The sequence below is a fragment of the Paraglaciecola sp. G1-13 genome, from assembly GCF_055809255.1.
In genome coordinates this window covers 912,462-933,623 of the sequence record NZ_CM147903.1, presented here as the reverse complement: position 1 = coordinate 933,623, position 21,162 = coordinate 912,462, and the positions used below count along the sequence as shown (strand labels likewise).

Genomic DNA, 21,162 nt, shown 5'->3' with positions numbered 1-21,162 from the left:
TTGGTATTCAATTCCGTGTTCAATGTTTGATATCCTAATGTTTAAGAGAATCGTTGGTTGGATTCACGCAGTCTTTAAGGACCAAATAACTACTGGCGTAGAAATCTTCATCTCGCTCCAGGTAAGCCATACCGTGTAAATCATTCACTTTAATATCTAGATCAATACGCCAAGGACGCCCTTGCGCTAACTCATATGACTTAACCGTGTCACTCATTATTCGAGTGCCTACTTGGCAATTGCGATTTTGCATCACATACGAATTAGGGGACATTTCCTTAACACGCGAAATAATCCTTTCATATACGCTCTCAAAATTATCCTCGTCAGCAAAGTCGCCAGTTTGAGGATTGATGAAATCGTATTTTTCTCCATAATTATGCCCCTTACGCATAATCACGGGCGTATCACAGAACATGCCTTCGATGATTGCCCTATTATTACCTTCAAACTTGGACCAAAGTACGTTCACCTTTGCCCGCTTCTGTAAGGCGGAAACTTCTTGAGGTGTGATCCATTCAAAGACTTCGATATTGTGATCTACTTTGTGTAGAGCCGCGAGTTCAAGGATCTGTTCTTTCGTCATATCTACTGGATAGCCAACTAAGACTATTTTAAGTCTCGGGTTACTTTTGACTAATGGGGTGAGAGCTTTGAAAAAGGCACCATGGCGCTTAAATTTGGCCCATGCAGCTACCATTAAAAGATCGATATCTCGCTCGCCTGATGTAGGAGGAACGAAATTATTGTGATTTATAAACCAACTCGGTCCCACTTCAATAGGAATTATATTGCTATCGAGCTTTTCGATAAATTGCTTATCTCTTTTTTCATAAACCTGTAAAAATATCGGCGCATCAACCAACGTATAGGCAAGAATATTTTCTTCGCAGAAACCAGCCCAACTCGGCTCTAGAATAATATTAAATGACTTGGCAACTCGCTCAATATCAAAAAACCTAAGAAATAATGGAAAGTAGTAACTGTAGTTAATAATTAGAGCCCCCTTTTCTTCTCCTTGGGGTTCCTTAAGCACTGTTATGATACCGTTCAGCATAGCCTCGGGTTGCTTAAAAAATTTCTCCGTATTTTTCAAAGGGGGTAAGTCATTAATGAATTGCTGTGTAATAGCACGGCCTAAGTGTGGATTTAACTTAAAATAGTACAGTGCAATATTAAGCCCTAACTGTTCACTCTTAGCCCATCCAGTTCGGTAGATATTGCTTGCAACTTTAAACGCCAAGCTATGTTTATTTAATTTTTGTAAAAGTGAAATGATGCCATGGCTCGCTAGAACGAGAGGATACTTAAGGTGGTTATAATCGTACTTAATAAATTCTACAATACGATTTAGTAGCAAATTTATCCTTAATTTTACATTCATTATCGGTCTATCCTAAATGTGGGCTTTCCACTTAAATATTGCTTTATGAGATGTTCTAAAAAAACTGAAGTTATCACTTAATTAATAATGTTGACTAGGCACATTTTATCTACTAAAACTCGGTGCGTAGTACTACCAACCGTCCCAAATGTTAATCTCTACTCTTAATAACACGTGCAGGATTCCCAGCTACTATTGAGTTATCAGGAATGTCGTTAGATACTACTGAACCAGCTCCCACTATACAATTAGCACCAATATTCGCCATTATCATTGCCCCGTTTCCGATCCAACAATTTTGACCAATCCTGACTTTTTGAAATCTACCGCCTTGCTCTTTAATAGGACGTTCCAAATCGTTGAAATTGTGTTGCTCTTTGCCACTCATTACATGCACACCACTCCCTAATAGAGCGTTTTTTCCAATGCAACAACGGCCAATATTACTTTGAGGGCCAATATAAACACCTTCAGCTATTTCAGTGTCTTTTTGAGAAAGCAGTACTAAGAAGGAAATGACTGCGTCAGGACTACAGCGCGTCAAAGTAAATCGATAAAAACCAGCTCGTAAATAAACGCCTAGTTTGCTGGGTAACAGACTCAAAAATTGACTGAAACTTGTCAATACCCCGTCATTATTAAACAAACTACTTAGTAAAATACATAACACGCTCAGTGGTGAAACGACTACCGCGGATGTGAAGAATAGAAAGTGTTTAAGTGCGCTTTTCATTTACATTCTCTTGAGTAATTAAAAAGCTGATAAGGGGTGCTAACTGCCCTTCCCAAGAATACTCTTGTTGAATGAGGCGCAATGCCTCAGCCCCAATGTGCTTATTAAGTTCGTGATCTGAAGCTAAAAGACACACCTGCTCAACAAACTCACTTGGCGTAGATGCAAGCAAAATACTCTGGTCAGCAACGCAATTGATACCTTCCGCGCCCATAGGTGTTGAAATGACCGGTAGGGCACATGAGAACGCTTGCAGGACTTTATTCTGCACCCCTCTTGCCAATCGAAATGGGGCAACAAAAATATCTGCGGTTTGGTAGTAAGGTAGAATATCGTCAACGAATCCGGTCACGTCGATCCCTTCAAACTGAGCTAACAATTCAACTTCTTTAACTGGATTCATACCGGCAATAACGAATTTAGCGTGAGGAAAATGGGCAATGATTTTCTGCCAACAGTTTTCTACAAACCAGAGAACTGCATCTATGTTGGGTTTGTAATCCATTACGCCTGTGAATAGAAGCACTGGTTGCGCGTTTTGAGTTTTGGTGAGTGAGGGGTAGAAGCTATTCGTATCCAACCCGTTCCCTAGTACCTCGATATTGTTGCAGTCCAGCACCTTGTCTTTAAATAAGTTCACTTCAGCCTGTGCAATGAGATAGCATTTATCAAAGTGCTCTGCTATTCGGCGTTCAAATTGAGATACTAATCGCTGCTCTCTAGCGTATACCCAAGACATAGGAAAAACGCTAGTGTTTTGATATTGGGCCCACTTATCTGAATCTACGTCCATAAAGTCCATGACCAATAGAGGTCCACACCGCTTGCTATTAAGGGCTTGGCTATTGAAGACATATTCTGCCATGGAAGACGCAGTGCAAAGAATAACGTCAACTTGATTTTCAACAATGAATCGGTCAACACTTTTTTGCAGTGACTTTACATAGAAATTTGCAACACTAAATGATTTTCCTGACAGAACAGCTGATAGCAATTTGAATATTTTTGCAGGCAACCTGAAAGGCGAAGTGCTTTTACAACTAGTCTTTTGCAATGAAGTAAAATATGTCAGTTCTTCATCTGAATCATAGGGAGAAAACAAGTGAATTTCATGGCCTAAAGAGGCAAGAAGTTTTACTTGATTATAAGTCCTAATTTTTTCCCCTTTATTCGCAGGAAACGGCACTCGGTGGGCCAGTACAACAATTTTCATATCTAGTAGATTTAACTTTTAATACCTGGTTGTCCGCGCTTATCAGTGCACCGGACAGCTCATTTATGTCTCATTGTTTTTATACGAAATGTCACACAAAAACGTCTTAACTTCTTTAGGATATTATCCTGCGTATACGCTATGCGTAAGATCCGATATGTGCGATTACCGCCGCTTCATACTTACTCAATATAAAGCTGCACAGTTCAACCGTGTTATCTTGCGCAAAGTCATGCTTGACTATCTCTGAACTTTTCATCATTCCATGCTCTCGGTTACGAAACTCAATATACTCATAAGGCTTTTGTTTAAACTGGAGCATCCAAGCACTATAAAAATCTGCATAGTGGTTCTTAGCTAAGGGCTCTAGAACTCTACTTTTGTCGTCAGCACCAGAGTAAAGCAGCTTAGATTGAGCACTAGCGGCAAAAGGTAATATTCCTGAAAGAATACAAAGCTTACGTCTGGCGGTATTTATTTGTGTTAATTTTTTTTGTGTGCTCATACAGAAGCGTCCTCAAGGAGATGCTCGGCTAGCCTGATCGTCAACGCAGCTATAGTCAATGTGGGAGGAACGTGACTTCCAGTAGGAAATACTGAGCTTCCTGCAATATAAAAATTCTGGGTGTTAAATACCTTCAAATTTCGATCTACCACTCCGTTCTCTTCACTATCTGCCATTCTCGTTGTTCCCATATGATGATGGCTGAAAAAGAGTTTGTCGGACCGTAAACGATCTTCGTATTCTCTCATTATCTTTAAACGCCCTAAATCAAGACGCCCTAACTCTTTACCCAATACTTCAAGCGCACCCCACATGCGAGCTATATCGTCGTCATGCAAAGTCCAATCTATTAAGATTTTCTTCACTCCCTGCGCATCCACCTCATCAGAAAGGTAGATTCTATTGTCGTGTTTGGGAGTTTGCTCAATCATGATAGGAAGATCATAACCCCCGAAATCTTCGGAGTAATCAAACAATTTATCGCCAAGCGCTTTTCTAGAGATAGCTTCTGTCACCATGTCGATGTCAGACAATACATTTGCCACATGTTGCCCAAAATTATCCGGCAGCTCTTTTTCATCCCAAGCGGTTCCAAGCACATGGAAAGACTCGATGCCTTCCGAAATAACATAATGAGATGCTGGCGCAAGTGGCACTCTAATGTTATTCAGTTCTTTAGACATTAATGTGTCTTCACTGATCTCAATAAACCCATTGAGGAGACGATCACCGACTTCCTTCCTCATAGTGTAAAGCGACAATTTATCTTTGTCTTCCGGATAGAGCTTAGCGGCTCTTAGCACAGGATGATCCATAAAGTATCTGCCAACACAGTCTGACGAATTACCAAGTAAATTTTCATACTTCTCATTAAATACAAGCATTAAGCGCGCGTTTTCAATACCGCCCAAACATAATATAAACTTGTCTGCGGTGACTAATTGCTCAATACCAGAATAATTAGTAAAAACTATTTGCCTTACCTCTGAAGATGCTTGATCGAACTCTAAATCAATTAAGTTGGCATTTTTAAAGATTGATACATTATCCGCTTCAACAAGTGGCTGACCATACTTTGCAAAAAAATGTACAGGCGGTATAGCAGCCTTCACTATGTTTGAGCCAATCTTAGTAGAGTCCCTCAAAACATCCGTTTGTTCCAGTGTTTGTGCCCAGTACTTCGTTTCATAGCCATCAGTTCCTGTGCCGCAATATTGCGCAGCACGCTTGTAAAACGGTTGAACATCTTTGTATTCAATAGGCCATCCACTGTGCTCAATCCACGACTTAACTTTAAAGTCACTAGGCTTAAATTCTGAGGTGCTATTTTCCCAATGATTACTAGAACCTCCTAAAAACCGCAGCCTATTGTATGTTGTATCTTCATACGTTTTTGGCTTTTTAGCAGGGGTATAAAGACTTTGCGACTCCATGGTGAATGTTTCATCACCCCCTTCAACAATACACACCGATTTTCCGCTGGCCAGTAACTCGTTTGCTAGTGTAATACCAGCTACACCACCGCCAAGAATACAATACTGAAATCGGTGTTCCTGTGTTTGCGACAGGGTGTTAGCATCAATAATCATTGCTTTCCTTTGTTTTCTAACTTAGCTGGGGATGTATGCCCTTCAAATAGGGTGATGAGAATAGCGGTCAACCCCCATAGTAACCAAATAATATCGTTGTATGCCATTGCATAAAATGACGAGCCAATAAAAAATACGATAATACTCACAATTAAGAAATTGGCTGCATTCACGAAAAAGTAATCTTTGTCGCTTTGTTCTACTTTATTTTTGACTATATTTCTTATTTTAAATAGCTTCACGATTGACACTATGTACAACAATATCCAGCACAGTAAACCTAAATAACCTATTTCAGATAAAACCTCGAAGTGAGCACTATGCACGGTCCGGTAGAAACCGTATTTTCCAAACGATCCATCATAGATGTTGTAATAGGTATTGTAACAACCTGGCCCTACCCCTAGAGGATTATCCGCCACCATATCCAATGCTATATTCCAAAAATGCGGACGAGATGCCGCTGAACCGTCTAATTCTTCTTCATCAGCGAATGCGCTGGCTAATCTTGCTTCATATCCGTCAGGTAAACCTACGACAGAAAGTACTAGCAAACCAGCAAGACCGAATGCAAGAATATGTTTGAATTTGAGAAGTTTTGAGAGACTAAACCACATCATTAAACCGATGAACATTGCCAATGCGGACCCTCGGGAAAATAAGGTAATAACATTGTAAATGATACCTAAACATACAATCGGCCCCCCCAACTTTATCATCTTCAAAATATATTCTTTGCGAATAATTTTTGGCAGGTATTCCATCGCATTTTTTGCATAAGCCATTCGGATCACAAATATATTAAAAAACAACAATACTGCGGACCCAAACGCAAAACCATTGCTGCCACTGAAAAGTCCTTTCATGGTGGCAGCTCCGTAATAGGTCCCTCCCATCCCAAGCATACCCAACAAACCCGCTTTACCGGCATGAAATGCTAAAGAAAATCCAACTATCGCGACCAGCCAACAGAACCGTTGTTCCGAGTCTGTTACTCGTATAGTTAGAAGAATCGCAAAGATAAGGATACAAAATTGTTGTAAGTACTCAGCCCTAAAACCAATCGGCGAGCAAGCAGAAACCAATTGAGTGAGTAGCGTTAAAACGATATAGACCAGAAAAAATTTGCTGATCACGTCCCTGAATCTCGGCCAAAGCCCTTGGATCAGGCAAGGAATGACAAATAGCACGATGGCTATCATTGGCAATTTAAGCGTGTTGATATTACCCCACACCCAATCTTGAGGCCGAAAAATTCCGAACCACCAATAGCCAATAGCTCCTGCAAAACGGCTCGTGAGTGCAGCTAAAATAAACGATAGAGATACAAGTAAAACGATTATGTCACGCATGAAAGATTGCTCTTTTTAATTCAGTTGCACACAACTGATTTAAACGACTTGATTCACATCTACTCAGGCTTTCTCTTTCAAAACGAAAAGTCAAAATGGTAGGGCGGAGTTTTGACAATATATTAACGCGATTTTTTACTAAAAACTGCTAAAAATCAATACTAATACTGATGAGGATATTGAAAACTAACATTAAGCCAATGCTTAGATCAAACGTCTTTTAAACTTCTATGCTGTGTGAACAGCTCATTTTTTTGCCCCCCTAGTTAGTCTATAAACTAAGACAACAGGTGGTCTCAAATATTTGTTAAGTTTGTCTGCTCCTGGGAATGAGAGATATAACAAGCCACTTACTTCATCATAAGCGGCCCCGCCTACCATTGAGCGTTTATCTGCAAAAGGAGTCGAAAATTCACCATAATCATAGGGGCGAACATCATAGGGTTTAATCAGCCCAGACTTTACCTTCAAAAGTTGATTTACATCCCAGAGCCAGTAATAACTCGAGTAATCTGTGGCAGAAAAGGCGCAATAACCACCGCACAAACGGCCGTCATCTTGTTTGATTTTATAACCGACTCCAGTCTCATGCCCTCCCGATCTACCTATTGTCATATAAGTGCTGGTACCAGGAATAATGAAACCGTACCCAGCCCCAGACAAAAATGTCCACATCTTATTTTTACCATTATCATTTCTTAATATATCGTCTGGGTAAATCTTTCCTGGGTAAGCAGACTTGTCGTAAAGTAAATTTGATAATGGAAAATCCAACAATCCGTTAGCTGGCACCTCCCCCTGTCCTTGCTGTAAGATAGTTTCTTCGGGAGTTACGATATATGCTGATGGTCCGACTGAGCGCCTGCTGATGATGGAAGCATTTGGTTGTGAACCACTTATGTATGTTCCACCGAGCAATTTTTGCCATTCTGTTGGTATTTTTGAAATCCAACCTGCTGAATGTGCTGCCCCCTGCAGTTGATAAGGTCCATTTATCTTACTGTTAGCCAAGTCCGAAGCGTCATCGAAAAAGACAGTGGTATCTGTTTCTTTCCCCCCTGCATCGTACCAGTCGATGTAGTTCACCATTAAACCTTTGCCAACCAACTCCAAACCCGTCACTCTAAAGTGATTGCGAATACCGGTATCTACGCGTTTTGTCTTATGAAACCGTGTAAAGCTCTGAATTAATTGATTAGCGACGTTAAAATCGCTAACACTTGAGCTTTCAACTAAAGGAGGAATTTTAACTTCTGCGACTGCGGCGTATTCTGGATGCCCAATGATGAATATAGAGTGATTTTTCGCATTATATGTAAAGACACCTCCAGAATAATTGAGTGAGTTACCCTTTTCTTTTTGGTGAAAACGCCCTGTTGTTCTGAATCCACCCTTGTATTCTAACTGTTCAATATCAAATAACGGGTAGCGGAGCGCTGGTGAGTTTTCGACAGACGCAACCGATGAGTGTTGATCTTCATCATCTGCAAAATTTTTCGGTGTCTTGTCGAACGCCAAACAAATAGATGAAAAATTCAGAGCGACAAAATTTATCGACAACAAAACAGTGAGTGCACGTGTAACATGTAGCATTCTTTCGACCATACTGAGTATTTACCCTATTCGTATATTATCATTTTATGACCGCTCAGATCGGTCAATGATGCTGAATCACAGTCAATATCAATGGGCTTATATACGTATTACGTGTAGTGAGAAAACAGAAATCGTTATTTAACCCCACAAGCGCTTTAGTATACTTTTCTTCGGGTTGAGGTATTCATCAAGCATGAACCTATTTTGCAGTATGACGGTGTCCTCTCTGTATTCATGCTCTCTATAATTCCATTCGGGTGGCAGTACACTCAATCTCAGATTTGAATGGTATACCAGGTATCTGAAAAGACCTTGATCATGTGGGTGGCTAAACTTATCTTTTAAATACAACTCGGCCCATCTTGAGAGCAAATTCCGTACCTCTGTTGAATTGCGATATAAGATCAAATCACAATTGAGCTCAGGGAAAGCAACAGGTATTTCTGGAATGGGAGTATTGCCTAGCTCAGTATTGATTCTTACTGGAGCGTGTGCGGCTGCAATATCGAAGTGTTCTAAAATATTGGGCAGCTCCGTTACATGTTCTTTTAAAGCATAGGTATCTGCTCCTAATAACAGCACATGTTCCTCGCTCATCTGTTGCATTGCGGCATGTTTAACAATCATCTGACCATTTAAATGAACACGGTCTTTCAGATGTTCCGGAACAAAAAATTTGTAAGGAATCACTTCGTCAAATTCACAATCGGCAATTGGTTTTTCATAGTCCGTGTAAAGATAATACTTTGCATTAGGTAGGTATTTTTTAAAGCTTTTTGCTGAAGCGTTAGCCTCTTTTACGTAAAAGCCATCTTTATGGTGTGTATTGATGTACAAAACGGCGAGGGATTTGGTCATATTAACTCCATGTCATTTACTCAATTTAGTAGCATCCATTAACTCTAAATATGTTTAACAACTCCAATTTCTTACTATAAGCTAACGACTCTAATGCCCACCAATAACTTGGTAATTTGATAAAACCGTCATAGTTAATGGTAGCAATCAAAATGGGAATGTAAAATGAGATGTGGACAAGAATTATGAATAGACTATTAAAAATACTCAAAGTCGCTCTAAAAATCACATGCTTCAGTTTAATGCTTGTTGCTTCCCAATTAGTCACAGCACAAGACTCTTCGGACTTGAGAAAAGTGATTCATGTCAATAATATTTCCTCTTTTTATCAAGCGATAAATCAAGCAAACAAGTCAGGTATGACCGATATAGTATTAGCATCAGGGACCTATAAAATTTCGAAAACCGTTTTGATTTCTGCCCCTAATATCAGACTCATTGGCAATCCATCAGACCCATCCTCAACACATATCATCGGACATGGTATGCGCAACAGAAGCGCCGTAGAAAACATTCTCAATATTAATGCTAAGCATTTCACGTTAGATGGCATTAAATTATCAGACGCAGGCAATCATTTAATTCAAATATCAGGCGAAAGAGATGCCGATTTTCCAGTTCTGAAAAATTGTATTTTACAAGATAGCTATGAACAATTAGTGAAGGTTTCCTCTGGAGGCAGTTCTAAAAGGGCAAGCGATTACGGCATCGTAGATAACTGTGAGTTTAAATACACTAACGGAATTGGCCCCAATTATTATATTGGTGGGTTAGATGCTCACGGAGCTAGAGGTTGGATGGTTGCAAACAGCATTTTTCGTAATATAGCTAGCCCAGATAACCGAGTAGCTGAATTTGCGATACATTTTTGGAACGGCGCTAAAAGCAACACCGTTGAAAATAATATCATCGTTAACTGTGATCGCGGGATAGGGTTTGGTCTTCAAGGCAGGCCTGCTGAAGGGGGCGCTATAATCAATAATCTTATCGTCCATCAGGTCAAAGAACATCCCAGTTCAGATGTGGGTATAATCTTAGAGCAAACACCTAACACTCAAGTACTCGACAACAGAGTTTATCTAGCTCACAGTTACCCCAACGCCATTGAGTACCGGTTTAAAGAAACTCGCAATGTAGTCATCATGGATAACATCACGAATAAAGCGATACAAAAACGAAATAATGCTCAGGCGTCTTTATTCAATAATGTAGTCAAAAATAACTTATCGGATATTGTTACGGACGATGAGCTTTTAATCATTAATCAACAGTAGTGGTAGTAGGCTGGGACCCTCTCTCTCGGACGCGCTTACGGATATGCTCAACGTAATCATTGATATATTTATTAACCGCAATTGAGACAAGAATAGTCAAACCCAAACCGAGTAGAAACACCAACGGGCCCTTACTCATGTCGTCTGTTATTACCCAAGAAACAAGCGCCACACTTGACCAATGAAAGAGGTATACCGGATAGGATAAATCGCCAAAAAACCTATCCACTTTTTTACTAAAATAGTGACCACCAAATTTGAATAAAACTATGGTCATTAACGCACTGAGAAGCAAGTTTACCCAAGTTCCTAGCATACTCACAAACCATGCTTTATCAGGAATGAAAATTTGGCAAAGTACAACAAACAATATATTTGCTGAATATAGAAACACGACCGTTCGACCTCGAATAAGCTGGATTAATCTACTTACGAATGCTTGATAATGATAAATCCATGCACCAATCGAAAACGGGAGAGAAGCTTGTATTACATTTCCGTATTCTAGAAATAGATACCCAGATTTGTAGACGGTTACCGCAACCCAACTAAAGCTTAAAATTAACCAAAGTGAGCTGATTATCGGTGACTTTGATAAACCCAATCCAATAAGAATATAAAAAACGATTTCAATACTCAAAGCCCAAGTAGCAGGAGAAATACGCACTGGGTAGGTGACAGGCTCAAATGCAGGATAGATCATAGTGACATTTGCTATCGCACTCGCAATGTCATTAGGTAAAATCATTTTAGTGTGAAATACGCCTGAGACGTCATTTCCAATCAATAATATTATGCAGATACCTAATAATAAAAGGCACCAGTAGACAGGATAAAGACGAAGAAATCGGTTCAAAGCATAGCGTTTGAAACCATCTAATGAATAACCGTAGGACTCATTCATTATCATGGTCATCAAGAAGCCGCTTAGTACAAAGAAACTATACACCGCGTACGGACCAATAGAAGCGACGTCTAGCACGTGATATATCACCACATTAACCGCTAATATAAACCGATACACCCCAAACATAGATTTCCCTTTGTTATCTACTGTTGCTCAATTGGAATCGAAATACCGATCACATCGTATTGTTTCATTTCATACTGCTTAAAAAACGCTGTCGTTCTATCGACTTTTTTATCTTTAGAAACAATAGGGACATACCAGTCGAACCCTCGTAATGCTTCAGCTTGGCGAAACAGTTCTTCTGGTGTAATGTTCGTTTTTAACAGCACATCAGGGTGAATTTCAAGCAACAAAATGACTGAATCTACATGGGTTAATAACTGAGCTGCACCGGCCAGTACTTGTTGTTCTTGCCCTTCGACATCAATTTTAACGACCACACGCGAACATAATTTCACCTGAGGGTTCAATCTATACCAACTATCTAAACTGACAACATCGACAGCTCCCGAATCAGCTCTGATTATCTGGCCTTCATGGTCGTTAGCACGGCTCATATCAGCTTCAAGATCAGCCTTTCCATCAAAGTCAGACACCGCTGAATTTAGCGCCATTACATCGAGCGAAAATTGAGAAAAATTATGCTCTAGTACAGTGAAAGAGTTTGGATTTGGCTCAAATGCAATAATGTTACTTAAATTGGAACAGCGAGATGCAACTAAAGACGAGACTGTGCCGATATCTGCTCCTAAATCGAAAAGAGTAAAAGGCTTTTCTAAGTCACTGAGTAAATCGCAGAAGGGTATAAACTCTTCTAAATAGTAATTATTAGGTCCACCTTCCAACCAAAAACATAATTCGGTTAACGGGACAGAAAAGAAACGCTCTTTGACTTTATAACGGATCAGTTTGTGCGGAAAATGCACACTCATCCATAGATAAAAGCGATGCTTTCCTCGCCATTCATGGGTCTGCGCCCAAACCAAGCAACGATTAACAAGAGGATTAAAGTGCCGCTCAGCGAAATTGAAAGATTGCATATTATTAGTCGTTACGGAAATATCTGATTGATAGCGTTAAACTTGTTGCTCATCATTCTACTGAACCATGCCTTATCAGTGTCTAACGTACTGTACTCAATTTCTGCTGAAACCATAACAAGACCACTTCCATAATGTTGCCCTAACATTATTTGATAAATTTCATATAACTTTGCATGATTTTTACTTGAAAATATCTCGCCATCAACGAAATACCAATACCCAAGCAAGCGAACTCCCCGAGCATTAACTATTTGCTCAACGTTGATCTTGTCCTCTGGATTTATAATGACTGAATAAGCAGACTCTAATGTCCAAGAGTCTTCCAAATACATACGATTAGCAAAACTCACCAACTCTCCGCGTCCTTTAGGATACCAAACCGCATACATATCAACCGCTTTGTTTTCGAACGCGAATCGAGAAGTATTTTTGTCATAATAATCGACAAACTCAGGCGACCAGTTAGCAGTTACTTGTGCACTTGTAAAAGGCAATGCTTTGAGACGCTCAGGTGAGGTTCCGGCTACTAGTTGGCTTTGGATAAGTTGGTACCAGAATAAGAAAAACAACATAGAAACCGATATTGTCACACTTGCCTTTATATAAACTTGATTAGAGGATACAAAGGGGATTGCAAGTGGTGTTTCTGGTTTTAGGTCAGAAGACTTTTCTCTTATTAACTCGCCCAGCCCTATTAAGCATATGATCACTAAACTAAAAAACACCCATCCATAGATAAGGTGATCCGCACCGACAGCATGCTCCATATTCGTCAAATGGCCGGTCAAAATAATGCCAAACACCCTTATAGCATTGGCGATAATAGGGAAAAAAATGGATATACACACGAACGAAAATCTACGAACACTCGACTGCATATTCATATAAGCATACAACGAACCAATCACAATAGATGCGATGAAAAAGCTGATACCTGAACATGCTTCTGCCACAAGAAACCGGCCCTCTGGGATCTCTATGTATAAGCCACTGCGATAGATTGGTACATTGACCCACTGCAGCATCATGACAGATAAGTCTGCGGTAACAGATTGCAACGTAGGAATTAACTCCTCGCCTACCGGAATACAAAAAACAATAAAGAATAAAGGAAATAAGATTCTTTTAGCTTGCTCGTTTCCTAATAGAAACCAAATGCTAAAAGGTAAGAAGGTAAATGTAGCAACATGCATGAAAAGCTGAACACCACCTGAGAGCCCCACCCCATATAGCCCTAAGCTACCAAAGCATAAAATTAAAACCCAGTAATTTGGTCTAATGGCTGAAAGCGAGAGTTGCTCTTTTTTACAATAAATAAAATAAATGCTGGCAGGGATTACAAATAAACAGTGATTAAAAATATCGGAAATAATCCAAATATCAATCGCGGAGACAAGCCCCTGCCAAAATGTAGCCACCCAAAACGCGACAACAATTAGCAGCGCAATAATCCCTATTACTGAATGACGTTCTTCAGGGGCACGCATACTTCCATCATTCATTGGAAAGACTCCGTCCTATTCCTAGCTAGTGCTTTCAATATTATAAACACTCTTCATGGTGTCCCATGAAAAATCATTAAGTAATCGCTCCAGTTTTCCTTGAGTTTTATTTAAGTTCACATAGTGACGAAATCTTGATTTAAGGGGTGCATTAGTCATGCGAGGTTGGTCAGCGTCTATTTCCCAGGGATGAAAATAGAAAGAGTACGGCTGTTTCTCTTTTTTCAGATAGCCGGTAATCAAAGACTTTGTCAAGGTATATGGGTACAAACGAAAGTAACCACCGCCACCTATGGGTGTTTGCCGGCCCATCACTTTATGGGTAGGGATTGGAATTTCTATAATGCCTTCTTTGCGCGTATAGGCAAAACGCGGCCAGTCTGGTGTACCGTACAAATCATGTTTCACAGGATAGGTGCTAGAACTATATTTAAAACCAAGTTCAGCTAATACCTCAAATGCCCATTCATTGTTGTAGCCTATGGAAAAGCTTGGGGCACGATAGCCAGTAAGAGCTTCCCCTAACAAATCTTCAAGATGCTCCTTCGACCGAGTTACATCAGCCGTAAACTGCTCTCGCGTTTGTTCTGTGGCGCGTCTATGCGCATACCCGTGGCTGGCGATTTCGTGCCCTTGGGCGTGAATTTCTTTTATTAATTCAGGATATCTCTCTGCAACCCAACCCAACACAAAAAAAGTTGATTTAACATTATGCTTGGCAAACATCTCAAGCAGGGTGCGTGTATTTTTATCTACTCTAGGCTGATAATCTTTCCATTGGTCAGGCGTAATAACTGACTCAAACGCAGAAACATGGAAGAAGTCTTCCACATCGACTGTCATCGCATTTAAACCTGTGACAGGCATCCCTATCTCCCTTTACCAAAAAGCACGACTTCAACGGTCCGAATTAAAATAAGGATATCCAACATTAAGCTTTGATGTTTAACGTAATACAAATCAAATTTCAGCTTTTCCATGGAGTCTTCAACGCTTGCTCCATAAGGATAATTCAACTGCGCCCAACCAGCTAAGCCAGGTTTTACATTATGTCTTTGATTGTAATACGGGATTTCTCGGATAAGTTGCTCAACGAATTGCGGACGCTCTGGCCGAGGACCAATAAATGACATCTCACCTCTGAACACATTCAGTAACTGAGGTAACTCATCAATACGATATTTCCGAATAAATTGCCCCACTCTGGTTACTCGATCATCATTTGTAGTAGCCCACTTAGCGCCATCTTTTTCCGCGTCAGGGCGCATACTTCTAAACTTAATGATATTGAATAACTTGCCGTTTAACCCTACGCGCTCTTGCTTATAAAAAACTGATGCTTTAGCCCCACTATTATCCTCAAAATAAATAATCAGCGCAGTAAGCAACATAAATGGCCATGTAAACATCAGTACGACGAATGCCAACAAACTATTCATTCCGTAGTCTAAAGCATCTCTAAGGTAATTTTGAGAATTGAAACCGTTGGAATAGATAACCCAACTTGGGTACATCAAATTTACTACAATCTGCCCTGTTTCGCGTTCCATAAAGTCAAGTAAATCAGTGACTTCAACTCCACGTAACCGGCAATCGAACAGGATCTCCACGGGTAATGTGCCACGCCTTTGGTCACACGCTATAACGACTTCGTCGATATCATTATCAGCAATAAAATTGCGAAAATTTTCATCCACTTTGACGTGAACTAATTTCTCATTTTGGATCCCTTCCTCACGGTTATCACCAGGAATCGGAATAAAACCTAAAAGCTCAAAGCCAAAACGATCCACTTCACGACGCATGCGTTTTTCAATAATCGACGCTCGCTCACCGGCTCCAATAACCACTATTTTAGTTTGCCCTAAACCAAGTAGTCCCAGCCGATTAATGAAATAACGAAAAATCACTAAGGCCACGATACACAAGCCTGCAGCTATGGGGAGGAAGTACTGATGCAAATCGATATAGGCAAGAAACGTATTTCCCAGGATTTCCATGACGAAATATCCTAGGGCGACGCTGACGAAAATGCGCCGGATAATGCCGCGGAATGTCTCTCTTAACTTTGATTCGTACAACCCTACTGATAGTGCAGATACAATCACTAAAAACGTAAATAAGCCGATATAGAGCGTCACATCACCTACAGTAGGGACAGATGAACCGGTAATCTCACTGACAATACCTAAGGTCAAATATAAAATATACGCCACAACTGATGCTTCTAATATCATCAGTATATTTGAGCGCCTAACTTCCTTTCGATTAACAAAACTCATTAATCATTTTCCTCTAATTGCAACAACTTCATCATTTACTGTTTCCCAAATATAAAATAGGTATTTGAGTTCGACTAACTTTTTATTATTGTTCATTATTTTATGTTTTGAAATAAGTCTAAATCTTGTTACATTGATGATCGATGAGTTCAACACACGGAGCTACAATTTACATGAAGACTAACAAAATAGCATTCTTCAATTTAGTATTTTTATTCATTTTAACCTTAGCAGGATGCTCAAGCAGTAATAGTAGCCTTCCTAATGCCTCAACCTATCCCTCATTGACTACTTCGGTAGGCAATTATCAGTATTTAATTGGCCCTGGCGATACTTTATCCATATTTGTTTGGCGTAACCCAGACATTTCTGGAACCTTTATCGTAAGGCCTGATGGAAAAGTAACCACCTCATTAGTTGAAGATATCGAAGTAACCGGCAAAACCCCGACAGTTCTCGCGAGAGAATTAGAAGAATCACTGGGCAAATATATTAACAGCCCACGCGTCACGGTTAGCGTAACGGGTTTTGCTGGTCCACTAAGCGAGCAAGTTCGTGTCATTGGCGAAGCCACTAACCCTAGTGCGATTAATTACACCCAACAAATGACGTTATTAGATTTGATGATATCAGTAGGTGGCTTAACCGAATTTGCTGCTGGTGATAATGCTAAACTTGTACGCACAATTGATGGTAAGCAACAAACCTTCGGTATTAATATTGATTCACTAATAAGAGATGGTGACATTGCACAAAATATCGATATTTTACCGGGCGACATCATTATTATTCCTGAAGCATGGTTTTAGTCGATACTATTAAAGGATATGGACATTTAAATGCAAGATTTACAGAAAACGCTTGAGCTTTTGCTCGACTACCTTAAAGGTGTTTGGGTAAAAAAGCGCTACGTTATGATTTGCAGTTGGCTTATATGCCCTATTGGCTTCGTGTATGTAGCTTCTATGCCGGACGTTTATCAGTCACAAGCGCGTGTCTACGTTGATACGCGCTCCGTATTACAACCTTTATTACGTGGACTTGCGATTCAAACCAATCCCCAACAAGAAATTTCAATGATGGTAAAGACTTTGCTAAGTCGTCCGAATCTTGAAATTATTGCAAGGGAATCAGATCTCGATGTGACAGCCCTCACTCCCGAAGATTACGAAGATATAATATCTGATCTTTCGAGTAATATTTCACTGCGCTCGGCAGGAAGAGACAACCTTTACACCATTGCTTACACTGACAGTGATCCTCAGATGGCTAAAACTGTGGTACAGGAAACACTCGATTTGTTTGTTGAAGGTGCTTTAGGAAGCTCGCGTAAAGACTCAGACTCAGCCAGTCGCTTCATTGAAACCCAGATTGCCGATTACGAGAGTCGCTTGTCATCCGCAGAGCAGCGTGTAGCTGATTTTCAGCGTAAATACGCTTCGCTCTTACCTGAGAAAGGTAATTTTTATCAAAATTACACTGAACTAAACGCGCAACTGGAACAGACCGTCCTCACGATTAAAGAGACAGAACAACAAATTAAAGCGCTTTCAGGTGAACTTCGGGGGCCAAATTCCCAAGTGGATAGCTTCGCAGTTAAACCTTCCGATGCTGACTCCATTTTGACTACTCGTTTCGATGCAAGGATAGAAAGTTTAGAAGAAAAGCTGGATGAATTATCCCTTAAATACACTGATTTGCATCCTGATGTGATAGAAACGAACAACCTACTTGAAGCTTTACAAAAATCTCGCCAAGAAGAAATAGACGATTACCTGTCGAATACTTCAAATGAAGATCCTAGTAATTCACTTGGCGGTCTTTCTAAAGAAATCCGTATTGAAGTCTCACGCTTAAAAAGCCTCATAGCATCTCTTAATGTGCGTAAAGATGATTTTCAGACCAAAATTGATGAGCTCAAACAGAAGATTGACCTTGTCCCTCAAGTTGAAGCTGAATTTACCGCGTTAAATCGTGATTACGGGATAACAAAACGCAAATATGAGGAGCTGTTGTCTCGTCGTGAATCAGCAGATTTAGCACAAAAAGCAGATGTTTCATCTGAAGACGTTCAGTTTAGGGTGATTGACCCTCCGCTAGCTCCACTCGCCCCAACAGGTCCTAATCGTTTAATTGGATATACCGCAGTAGTGTTTGTGGGCTTTGCTGCAGGCTTAGGGGTTGCGTTCTTAATTAGTCAACTTAACCCTATTTTAATACGAGGAAGCCAACTAACTGCATTAACGTCTTTTCCGGTCTTGGGTGTTGTTTCACACCTAAACGTCAAAGAGATTCGTAAAGTGAATCGAGCACGAATATTAGTATTTATGTTTTCTTCGGGTCTTATTCTAATGTTATATGGCGCCTTAATGGCCTCTGAAATAATGAACATCGATGTCATATCGAGGGTATTAGCATGAATACAATAGAACGCGCTTTATCTAAACAGGAAAAAGATAAGAAAGCTAAAGCCGATGAGAGTGGAACTTCTCATGATTCTGTCTCCAAAGACGATATCTTTGGCACGAGTAAGGCGGCTTCTCCCCCTCCAAAAGATCCTACTAAGCCTGCCTCCTCCGCTGGAAGCATCGAAATTGACCTGTTTAAGATGGAAGAAAAGGGTTTTGTTTCAACAAGTGCTAAGCGCCGGTTGATAAATGAAGAGTATCGCGCAATAAAACGCAAAATCATCGACAACGCTTTTGGTCCTCTTTCTAAATCCCTGAATAACAGCAACATTATTATGGTGACTAGTTCACGACCAGGTGAGGGAAAAACATTTACCGCAGTTAATTTGGCTTTAAGTATCGCGCTAGAACAAGACAAAACGGTCTTGTTAGTAGATGCAGACGTACTTAGGCCAAACGTTATGCGCACTTTGGAGTTGCAGAATCAAGATGGGCTGATGGAATATTTACTTGGTGAAAAGGCTGATATTGCCGAGGTTATGTGTCAAACCAATGTTCCAAACTTACGCATAATACCAGCTGGTAAATCACACCATTTATCTACTGAGCTGCTTGCGAGTGAAAAAATGTACGATGTGGTTCAGGAGTTCGCAAACCGTTACCCTGACAGAATTGTTATTGTAGATACCCCCCCGTTGTTAGGGATTAATGAAACCGCCATCTTAGCTAATTTAGCAGGTCAAGCAATTGTCGTAGCGGAAGAGCAAGCCACTAAGATATCAGATATTCAAGAAGCTGTAGGCCAGTTAAACCCGGATATGGCTATCGGCTTTGTCGTGAATAAAGGCCAGAAAATAAATCGCAATGGAACGGGGTATGGTTACTACTACGCAGGAGCAAATTAGTGACAATTAGAAAAGCACCATCAGTACAAAACAAGTTACTTCTGGCGGCGTCAGTCGCTTGCGGAAGTGCGAATTCAGCGTACGCTGGTGATTTAAAAATCGCTCCTTCAATTACTACGTCCGGTTATTATTACAACACGCAAACGGGTGTAGAGCCATCCGATAATACCGAAGCGGTTGCCGTAATCCCAAAGTTAGTAACGACATACCGTGGGAAAAAAGCATCTGCTGCATTTGTAATAGATAACACGACGGTTGAACAACGGAGCGACCAACCTAATACAGATAAAAGCTTCACAGAATTTAGCTATAATTCTTCTCTGCAGATCATTGATAATGTTCTAAGTATATCTGTTAACGGTGACCACAGGTACCGGGCAACTGAAGCCACTCAAGGGATAGTGGCTGACAAGATTTTATCTAGTGGGGAATTAACCAAAACGGCAAGTGATTCTTTGCAAGTTAATTTTGTAACGCCAAACCCCAAAACAGTTGGGCTATCATTACAAACAGGTTTTTCCAAAACAAGTTCTGACGAGACTCTTGAAAGCACTAGCGGAATAGACGGAGAGAATACGTTTGTCAGTGCCCAATTATATCAAGGCCGACGGTTTAAAGGTTTAACCTTTTTGCTATCCTCACAATACTACGATACCAAGCGGGAAAGCGCTCAAGACTTTTCATCTACTCTATCAAACGCTAGATTAGGGTTTGAAATTGTCAATGACATATCACTGGTCCTAGTAGGCTCTGACAGTAAATATGGACTCGATGAGAGTGGCTTCAGTACACAAAGACAAAACTTGGATACCACAAGTTACGGCGCCGGTTTCAACTGGCAACCATACGATGAAAATAGCATTGAAGTTACTTTTAATGAGTTGGATGAGGGTGAGCGTACCACCCGCTATATAGGCGTAAATACCGATTGGGCTTTTTCACAACGCACTGCATTACGGTTCAATTACAGCAAACGCTTTTATGGCGATGCTTACGCGTTTGACCTCGACTATAAATTAAAAACCTTCAGTGCTTCAGCGACTTACGATGAAGATGTGACATCTTATTCACGTTTAAGTTTTACCGAAGGCCCTAGTAGTTTATTTGTGTGTCCAATAGGCTCTACTGAATTCGCGGAGTGTTTCCAACCATCCTCTATAAATTACGTGCTGCAGGCAGGTGAGGAATACAGAAGTTTGAATAGCTTCACCACAGACGTGACCGATGAAACGCTTTTTAGAAAATCCGGCAAAATTAACTTTGGGTATGATAAGCGTAGATTTCAAGCGTCTCTTAGTTTGGCTTACATCACCACTGAATATCTAGAATCAGCAACAGAGCAAACAACTAAGACCGCTTTACTGTCTATGTCCTATGATTTGGGCCGCCGCAATAAATTAGGTCTATCATCGAGTTACTCGACCGTTGAATACAAAACGTCTGATCGTATTAATGATTCACTCAATGTGAGCATTAACTTCAATAGAGAACTAAGTCGTCAGCTCTCGATGAATGTATCAGCACGCTATGTAGAGCGAAAAACGGAAGACGAAAATCGAGATTTAACTGACTCTCGCCTAACGGTTAGTGTTAACTACCAATTCTAAC

General features: G+C 40.3%; 18 protein-coding genes. 5 read left to right on the top strand and 13 right to left on the bottom strand.

Features of this window, described 5'->3' with window-relative positions:
* Positions 1 to 34: 34 nt before the first annotated feature.
* From AC0L6N_RS03855 to AC0L6N_RS03820, 8 genes are all read right to left on the bottom strand, one after another.
* A complete protein-coding gene (locus tag AC0L6N_RS03855) occupies positions 35 to 1,384 on the bottom strand; it encodes a glycosyltransferase (RefSeq protein ID WP_473479011.1) in 1,350 nt (449 codons plus the stop codon).
* Positions 1,385 to 1,535: 151 nt separating this feature from the next.
* Positions 1,536 to 2,117 carry an acyltransferase gene (locus AC0L6N_RS03850; RefSeq protein WP_473479009.1) on the bottom strand — a complete coding sequence of 194 codons (582 nt, stop codon included), beginning with the start codon at positions 2,115 to 2,117 and terminating at the stop codon, positions 1,536 to 1,538.
* Positions 2,101 to 3,330 carry a TIGR03087 family PEP-CTERM/XrtA system glycosyltransferase gene (locus AC0L6N_RS03845; RefSeq protein WP_473479006.1) on the bottom strand — a complete coding sequence of 410 codons (1,230 nt, stop codon included), beginning with the start codon at positions 3,328 to 3,330 and terminating at the stop codon, positions 2,101 to 2,103. Before AC0L6N_RS03845 ends, AC0L6N_RS03850 begins: the two co-directional genes overlap by 17 nt.
* A gap of 139 nt (positions 3,331 to 3,469) precedes the next feature.
* Positions 3,470 to 3,835, bottom strand: a complete 366-nt coding sequence (locus AC0L6N_RS03840; protein ID WP_473479003.1) for a hypothetical protein — start codon at positions 3,833 to 3,835, stop codon at positions 3,470 to 3,472.
* Positions 3,832 to 5,424: a GMC oxidoreductase gene (locus tag AC0L6N_RS03835; RefSeq protein ID WP_473479001.1), complete on the bottom strand. Its 1,593-nt coding sequence runs from the start codon at positions 5,422 to 5,424 to the stop codon at positions 3,832 to 3,834. The genes AC0L6N_RS03840 and AC0L6N_RS03835 overlap by 4 nt, the downstream gene beginning before the upstream one ends.
* Entirely contained in the window at positions 5,421 to 6,776 is a 1,356-nt protein-coding gene (locus AC0L6N_RS03830) for an O-antigen ligase family protein (protein ID WP_473479000.1), read from the bottom strand. The genes AC0L6N_RS03835 and AC0L6N_RS03830 overlap by 4 nt, the downstream gene beginning before the upstream one ends.
* A gap of 246 nt (positions 6,777 to 7,022) precedes the next feature.
* Positions 7,023 to 8,381, bottom strand: a complete 1,359-nt coding sequence (locus AC0L6N_RS03825; RefSeq protein ID WP_473478998.1) for a hypothetical protein — start codon at positions 8,379 to 8,381, stop codon at positions 7,023 to 7,025.
* A 129-nt stretch (positions 8,382 to 8,510) separates the two neighbouring features.
* Positions 8,511 to 9,230: a hypothetical protein gene (locus AC0L6N_RS03820; RefSeq protein WP_473478995.1), complete on the bottom strand. Its 720-nt coding sequence runs from the start codon at positions 9,228 to 9,230 to the stop codon at positions 8,511 to 8,513.
* 185 nt (positions 9,231 to 9,415) lie between these two features.
* Between AC0L6N_RS03820 and AC0L6N_RS03815 the strand changes: the two genes are divergently transcribed.
* A complete protein-coding gene (locus AC0L6N_RS03815; RefSeq protein WP_473478992.1) occupies positions 9,416 to 10,504 on the top strand; it encodes a right-handed parallel beta-helix repeat-containing protein in 1,089 nt (362 codons plus the stop codon).
* Here AC0L6N_RS03815 and AC0L6N_RS03810 read toward each other — a convergent pair.
* From AC0L6N_RS03810 to AC0L6N_RS03790, 5 genes are read right to left on the bottom strand one after another with little or no spacing between them, the layout of a single operon-like run.
* A complete protein-coding gene (locus tag AC0L6N_RS03810; RefSeq protein WP_473478989.1) occupies positions 10,491 to 11,537 on the bottom strand; it encodes an acyltransferase family protein in 1,047 nt (348 codons plus the stop codon). The genes AC0L6N_RS03815 and AC0L6N_RS03810 overlap by 14 nt on opposite strands.
* 17 nt (positions 11,538 to 11,554) lie before the next feature.
* Positions 11,555 to 12,454: an FkbM family methyltransferase gene (locus AC0L6N_RS03805; protein ID WP_473478986.1), complete on the bottom strand. Its 900-nt coding sequence runs from the start codon at positions 12,452 to 12,454 to the stop codon at positions 11,555 to 11,557.
* 11 nt (positions 12,455 to 12,465) lie between these two features.
* Positions 12,466 to 13,959, bottom strand: a complete 1,494-nt coding sequence (xrtA, locus tag AC0L6N_RS03800) for an exosortase A (RefSeq protein WP_473478984.1) — start codon at positions 13,957 to 13,959, stop codon at positions 12,466 to 12,468.
* A gap of 21 nt (positions 13,960 to 13,980) precedes the next feature.
* Positions 13,981 to 14,826, bottom strand: coding sequence for an XrtA system polysaccharide deacetylase (locus AC0L6N_RS03795; RefSeq protein WP_011574032.1), 846 nt, complete (start codon positions 14,824 to 14,826; stop codon positions 13,981 to 13,983).
* A gap of 2 nt (positions 14,827 to 14,828) precedes the next feature.
* Positions 14,829 to 16,241: a TIGR03013 family XrtA/PEP-CTERM system glycosyltransferase gene (locus AC0L6N_RS03790; RefSeq protein ID WP_473478982.1), complete on the bottom strand. Its 1,413-nt coding sequence runs from the start codon at positions 16,239 to 16,241 to the stop codon at positions 14,829 to 14,831.
* 173 nt (positions 16,242 to 16,414) lie between these two features.
* On the opposite strand from AC0L6N_RS03790, the gene AC0L6N_RS03785 reads away from it, so the two are divergent.
* Genes AC0L6N_RS03785 through AC0L6N_RS03770 form a run of 4 tightly spaced genes read left to right on the top strand, consistent with a single transcriptional unit; the run spans position 16,415 to position 21,161 of the window.
* Entirely contained in the window at positions 16,415 to 17,050 is a 636-nt protein-coding gene (locus tag AC0L6N_RS03785; RefSeq protein ID WP_006991419.1) for an XrtA/PEP-CTERM system exopolysaccharide export protein, read from the top strand.
* 30 nt (positions 17,051 to 17,080) lie between these two features.
* Positions 17,081 to 18,661, top strand: coding sequence for an XrtA system polysaccharide chain length determinant (locus tag AC0L6N_RS03780; protein ID WP_473478980.1), 1,581 nt, complete (start codon positions 17,081 to 17,083; stop codon positions 18,659 to 18,661).
* Positions 18,658 to 19,554 (top strand): XrtA-associated tyrosine autokinase, encoded by an 897-nt coding sequence (locus tag AC0L6N_RS03775; protein WP_473478978.1) that lies wholly within the window; start codon positions 18,658 to 18,660, stop codon positions 19,552 to 19,554. Before AC0L6N_RS03780 ends, AC0L6N_RS03775 begins: the two co-directional genes overlap by 4 nt.
* The gene (locus tag AC0L6N_RS03770) at positions 19,554 to 21,161 is read left to right on the top strand and encodes a porin family protein (protein WP_473478976.1); all 1,608 of its coding nucleotides are present in this window, start codon (positions 19,554 to 19,556) and stop codon (positions 21,159 to 21,161) included. Before AC0L6N_RS03775 ends, AC0L6N_RS03770 begins: the two co-directional genes overlap by 1 nt.
* Position 21,162 lies beyond the last annotated feature (1 nt).

Bases quoted from the DNA above. Each gene is read 5' to 3' on its own strand.
- AC0L6N_RS03855 (WP_473479011.1), bottom strand. From the start codon at position 1,384: ATGAATGTAAAATTAAGGATAAATTTGCTACTAAATCGTATTGTAGAA.
- AC0L6N_RS03850 (WP_473479009.1), bottom strand. From the start codon at position 2,117: ATGAAAAGCGCACTTAAACACTTTCTATTCTTCACATCCGCGGTAGTC.
- AC0L6N_RS03845 (WP_473479006.1), bottom strand. From the start codon at position 3,330: ATGAAAATTGTTGTACTGGCCCACCGAGTGCCGTTTCCTGCGAATAAA.
- AC0L6N_RS03840 (WP_473479003.1), bottom strand. From the start codon at position 3,835: ATGAGCACACAAAAAAAATTAACACAAATAAATACCGCCAGACGTAAG.
- AC0L6N_RS03835 (WP_473479001.1), bottom strand. From the start codon at position 5,424: ATGATTATTGATGCTAACACCCTGTCGCAAACACAGGAACACCGATTT.
- AC0L6N_RS03830 (WP_473479000.1), bottom strand. From the start codon at position 6,776: ATGCGTGACATAATCGTTTTACTTGTATCTCTATCGTTTATTTTAGCT.
- AC0L6N_RS03825 (WP_473478998.1), bottom strand. From the start codon at position 8,381: ATGGTCGAAAGAATGCTACATGTTACACGTGCACTCACTGTTTTGTTG.
- AC0L6N_RS03820 (WP_473478995.1), bottom strand. From the start codon at position 9,230: ATGACCAAATCCCTCGCCGTTTTGTACATCAATACACACCATAAAGAT.
- AC0L6N_RS03815 (WP_473478992.1), top strand. From the start codon at position 9,416: ATGAATAGACTATTAAAAATACTCAAAGTCGCTCTAAAAATCACATGC.
- AC0L6N_RS03810 (WP_473478989.1), bottom strand. From the start codon at position 11,537: ATGTTTGGGGTGTATCGGTTTATATTAGCGGTTAATGTGGTGATATAT.
- AC0L6N_RS03805 (WP_473478986.1), bottom strand. From the start codon at position 12,454: ATGCAATCTTTCAATTTCGCTGAGCGGCACTTTAATCCTCTTGTTAAT.
- xrtA (WP_473478984.1), bottom strand. From the start codon at position 13,959: ATGAATGATGGAAGTATGCGTGCCCCTGAAGAACGTCATTCAGTAATA.
- AC0L6N_RS03795 (WP_011574032.1), bottom strand. From the start codon at position 14,826: ATGCCTGTCACAGGTTTAAATGCGATGACAGTCGATGTGGAAGACTTC.
- AC0L6N_RS03790 (WP_473478982.1), bottom strand. From the start codon at position 16,241: ATGAGTTTTGTTAATCGAAAGGAAGTTAGGCGCTCAAATATACTGATG.
- AC0L6N_RS03785 (WP_006991419.1), top strand. From the start codon at position 16,415: ATGAAGACTAACAAAATAGCATTCTTCAATTTAGTATTTTTATTCATT.
- AC0L6N_RS03780 (WP_473478980.1), top strand. From the start codon at position 17,081: ATGCAAGATTTACAGAAAACGCTTGAGCTTTTGCTCGACTACCTTAAA.
- AC0L6N_RS03775 (WP_473478978.1), top strand. From the start codon at position 18,658: ATGAATACAATAGAACGCGCTTTATCTAAACAGGAAAAAGATAAGAAA.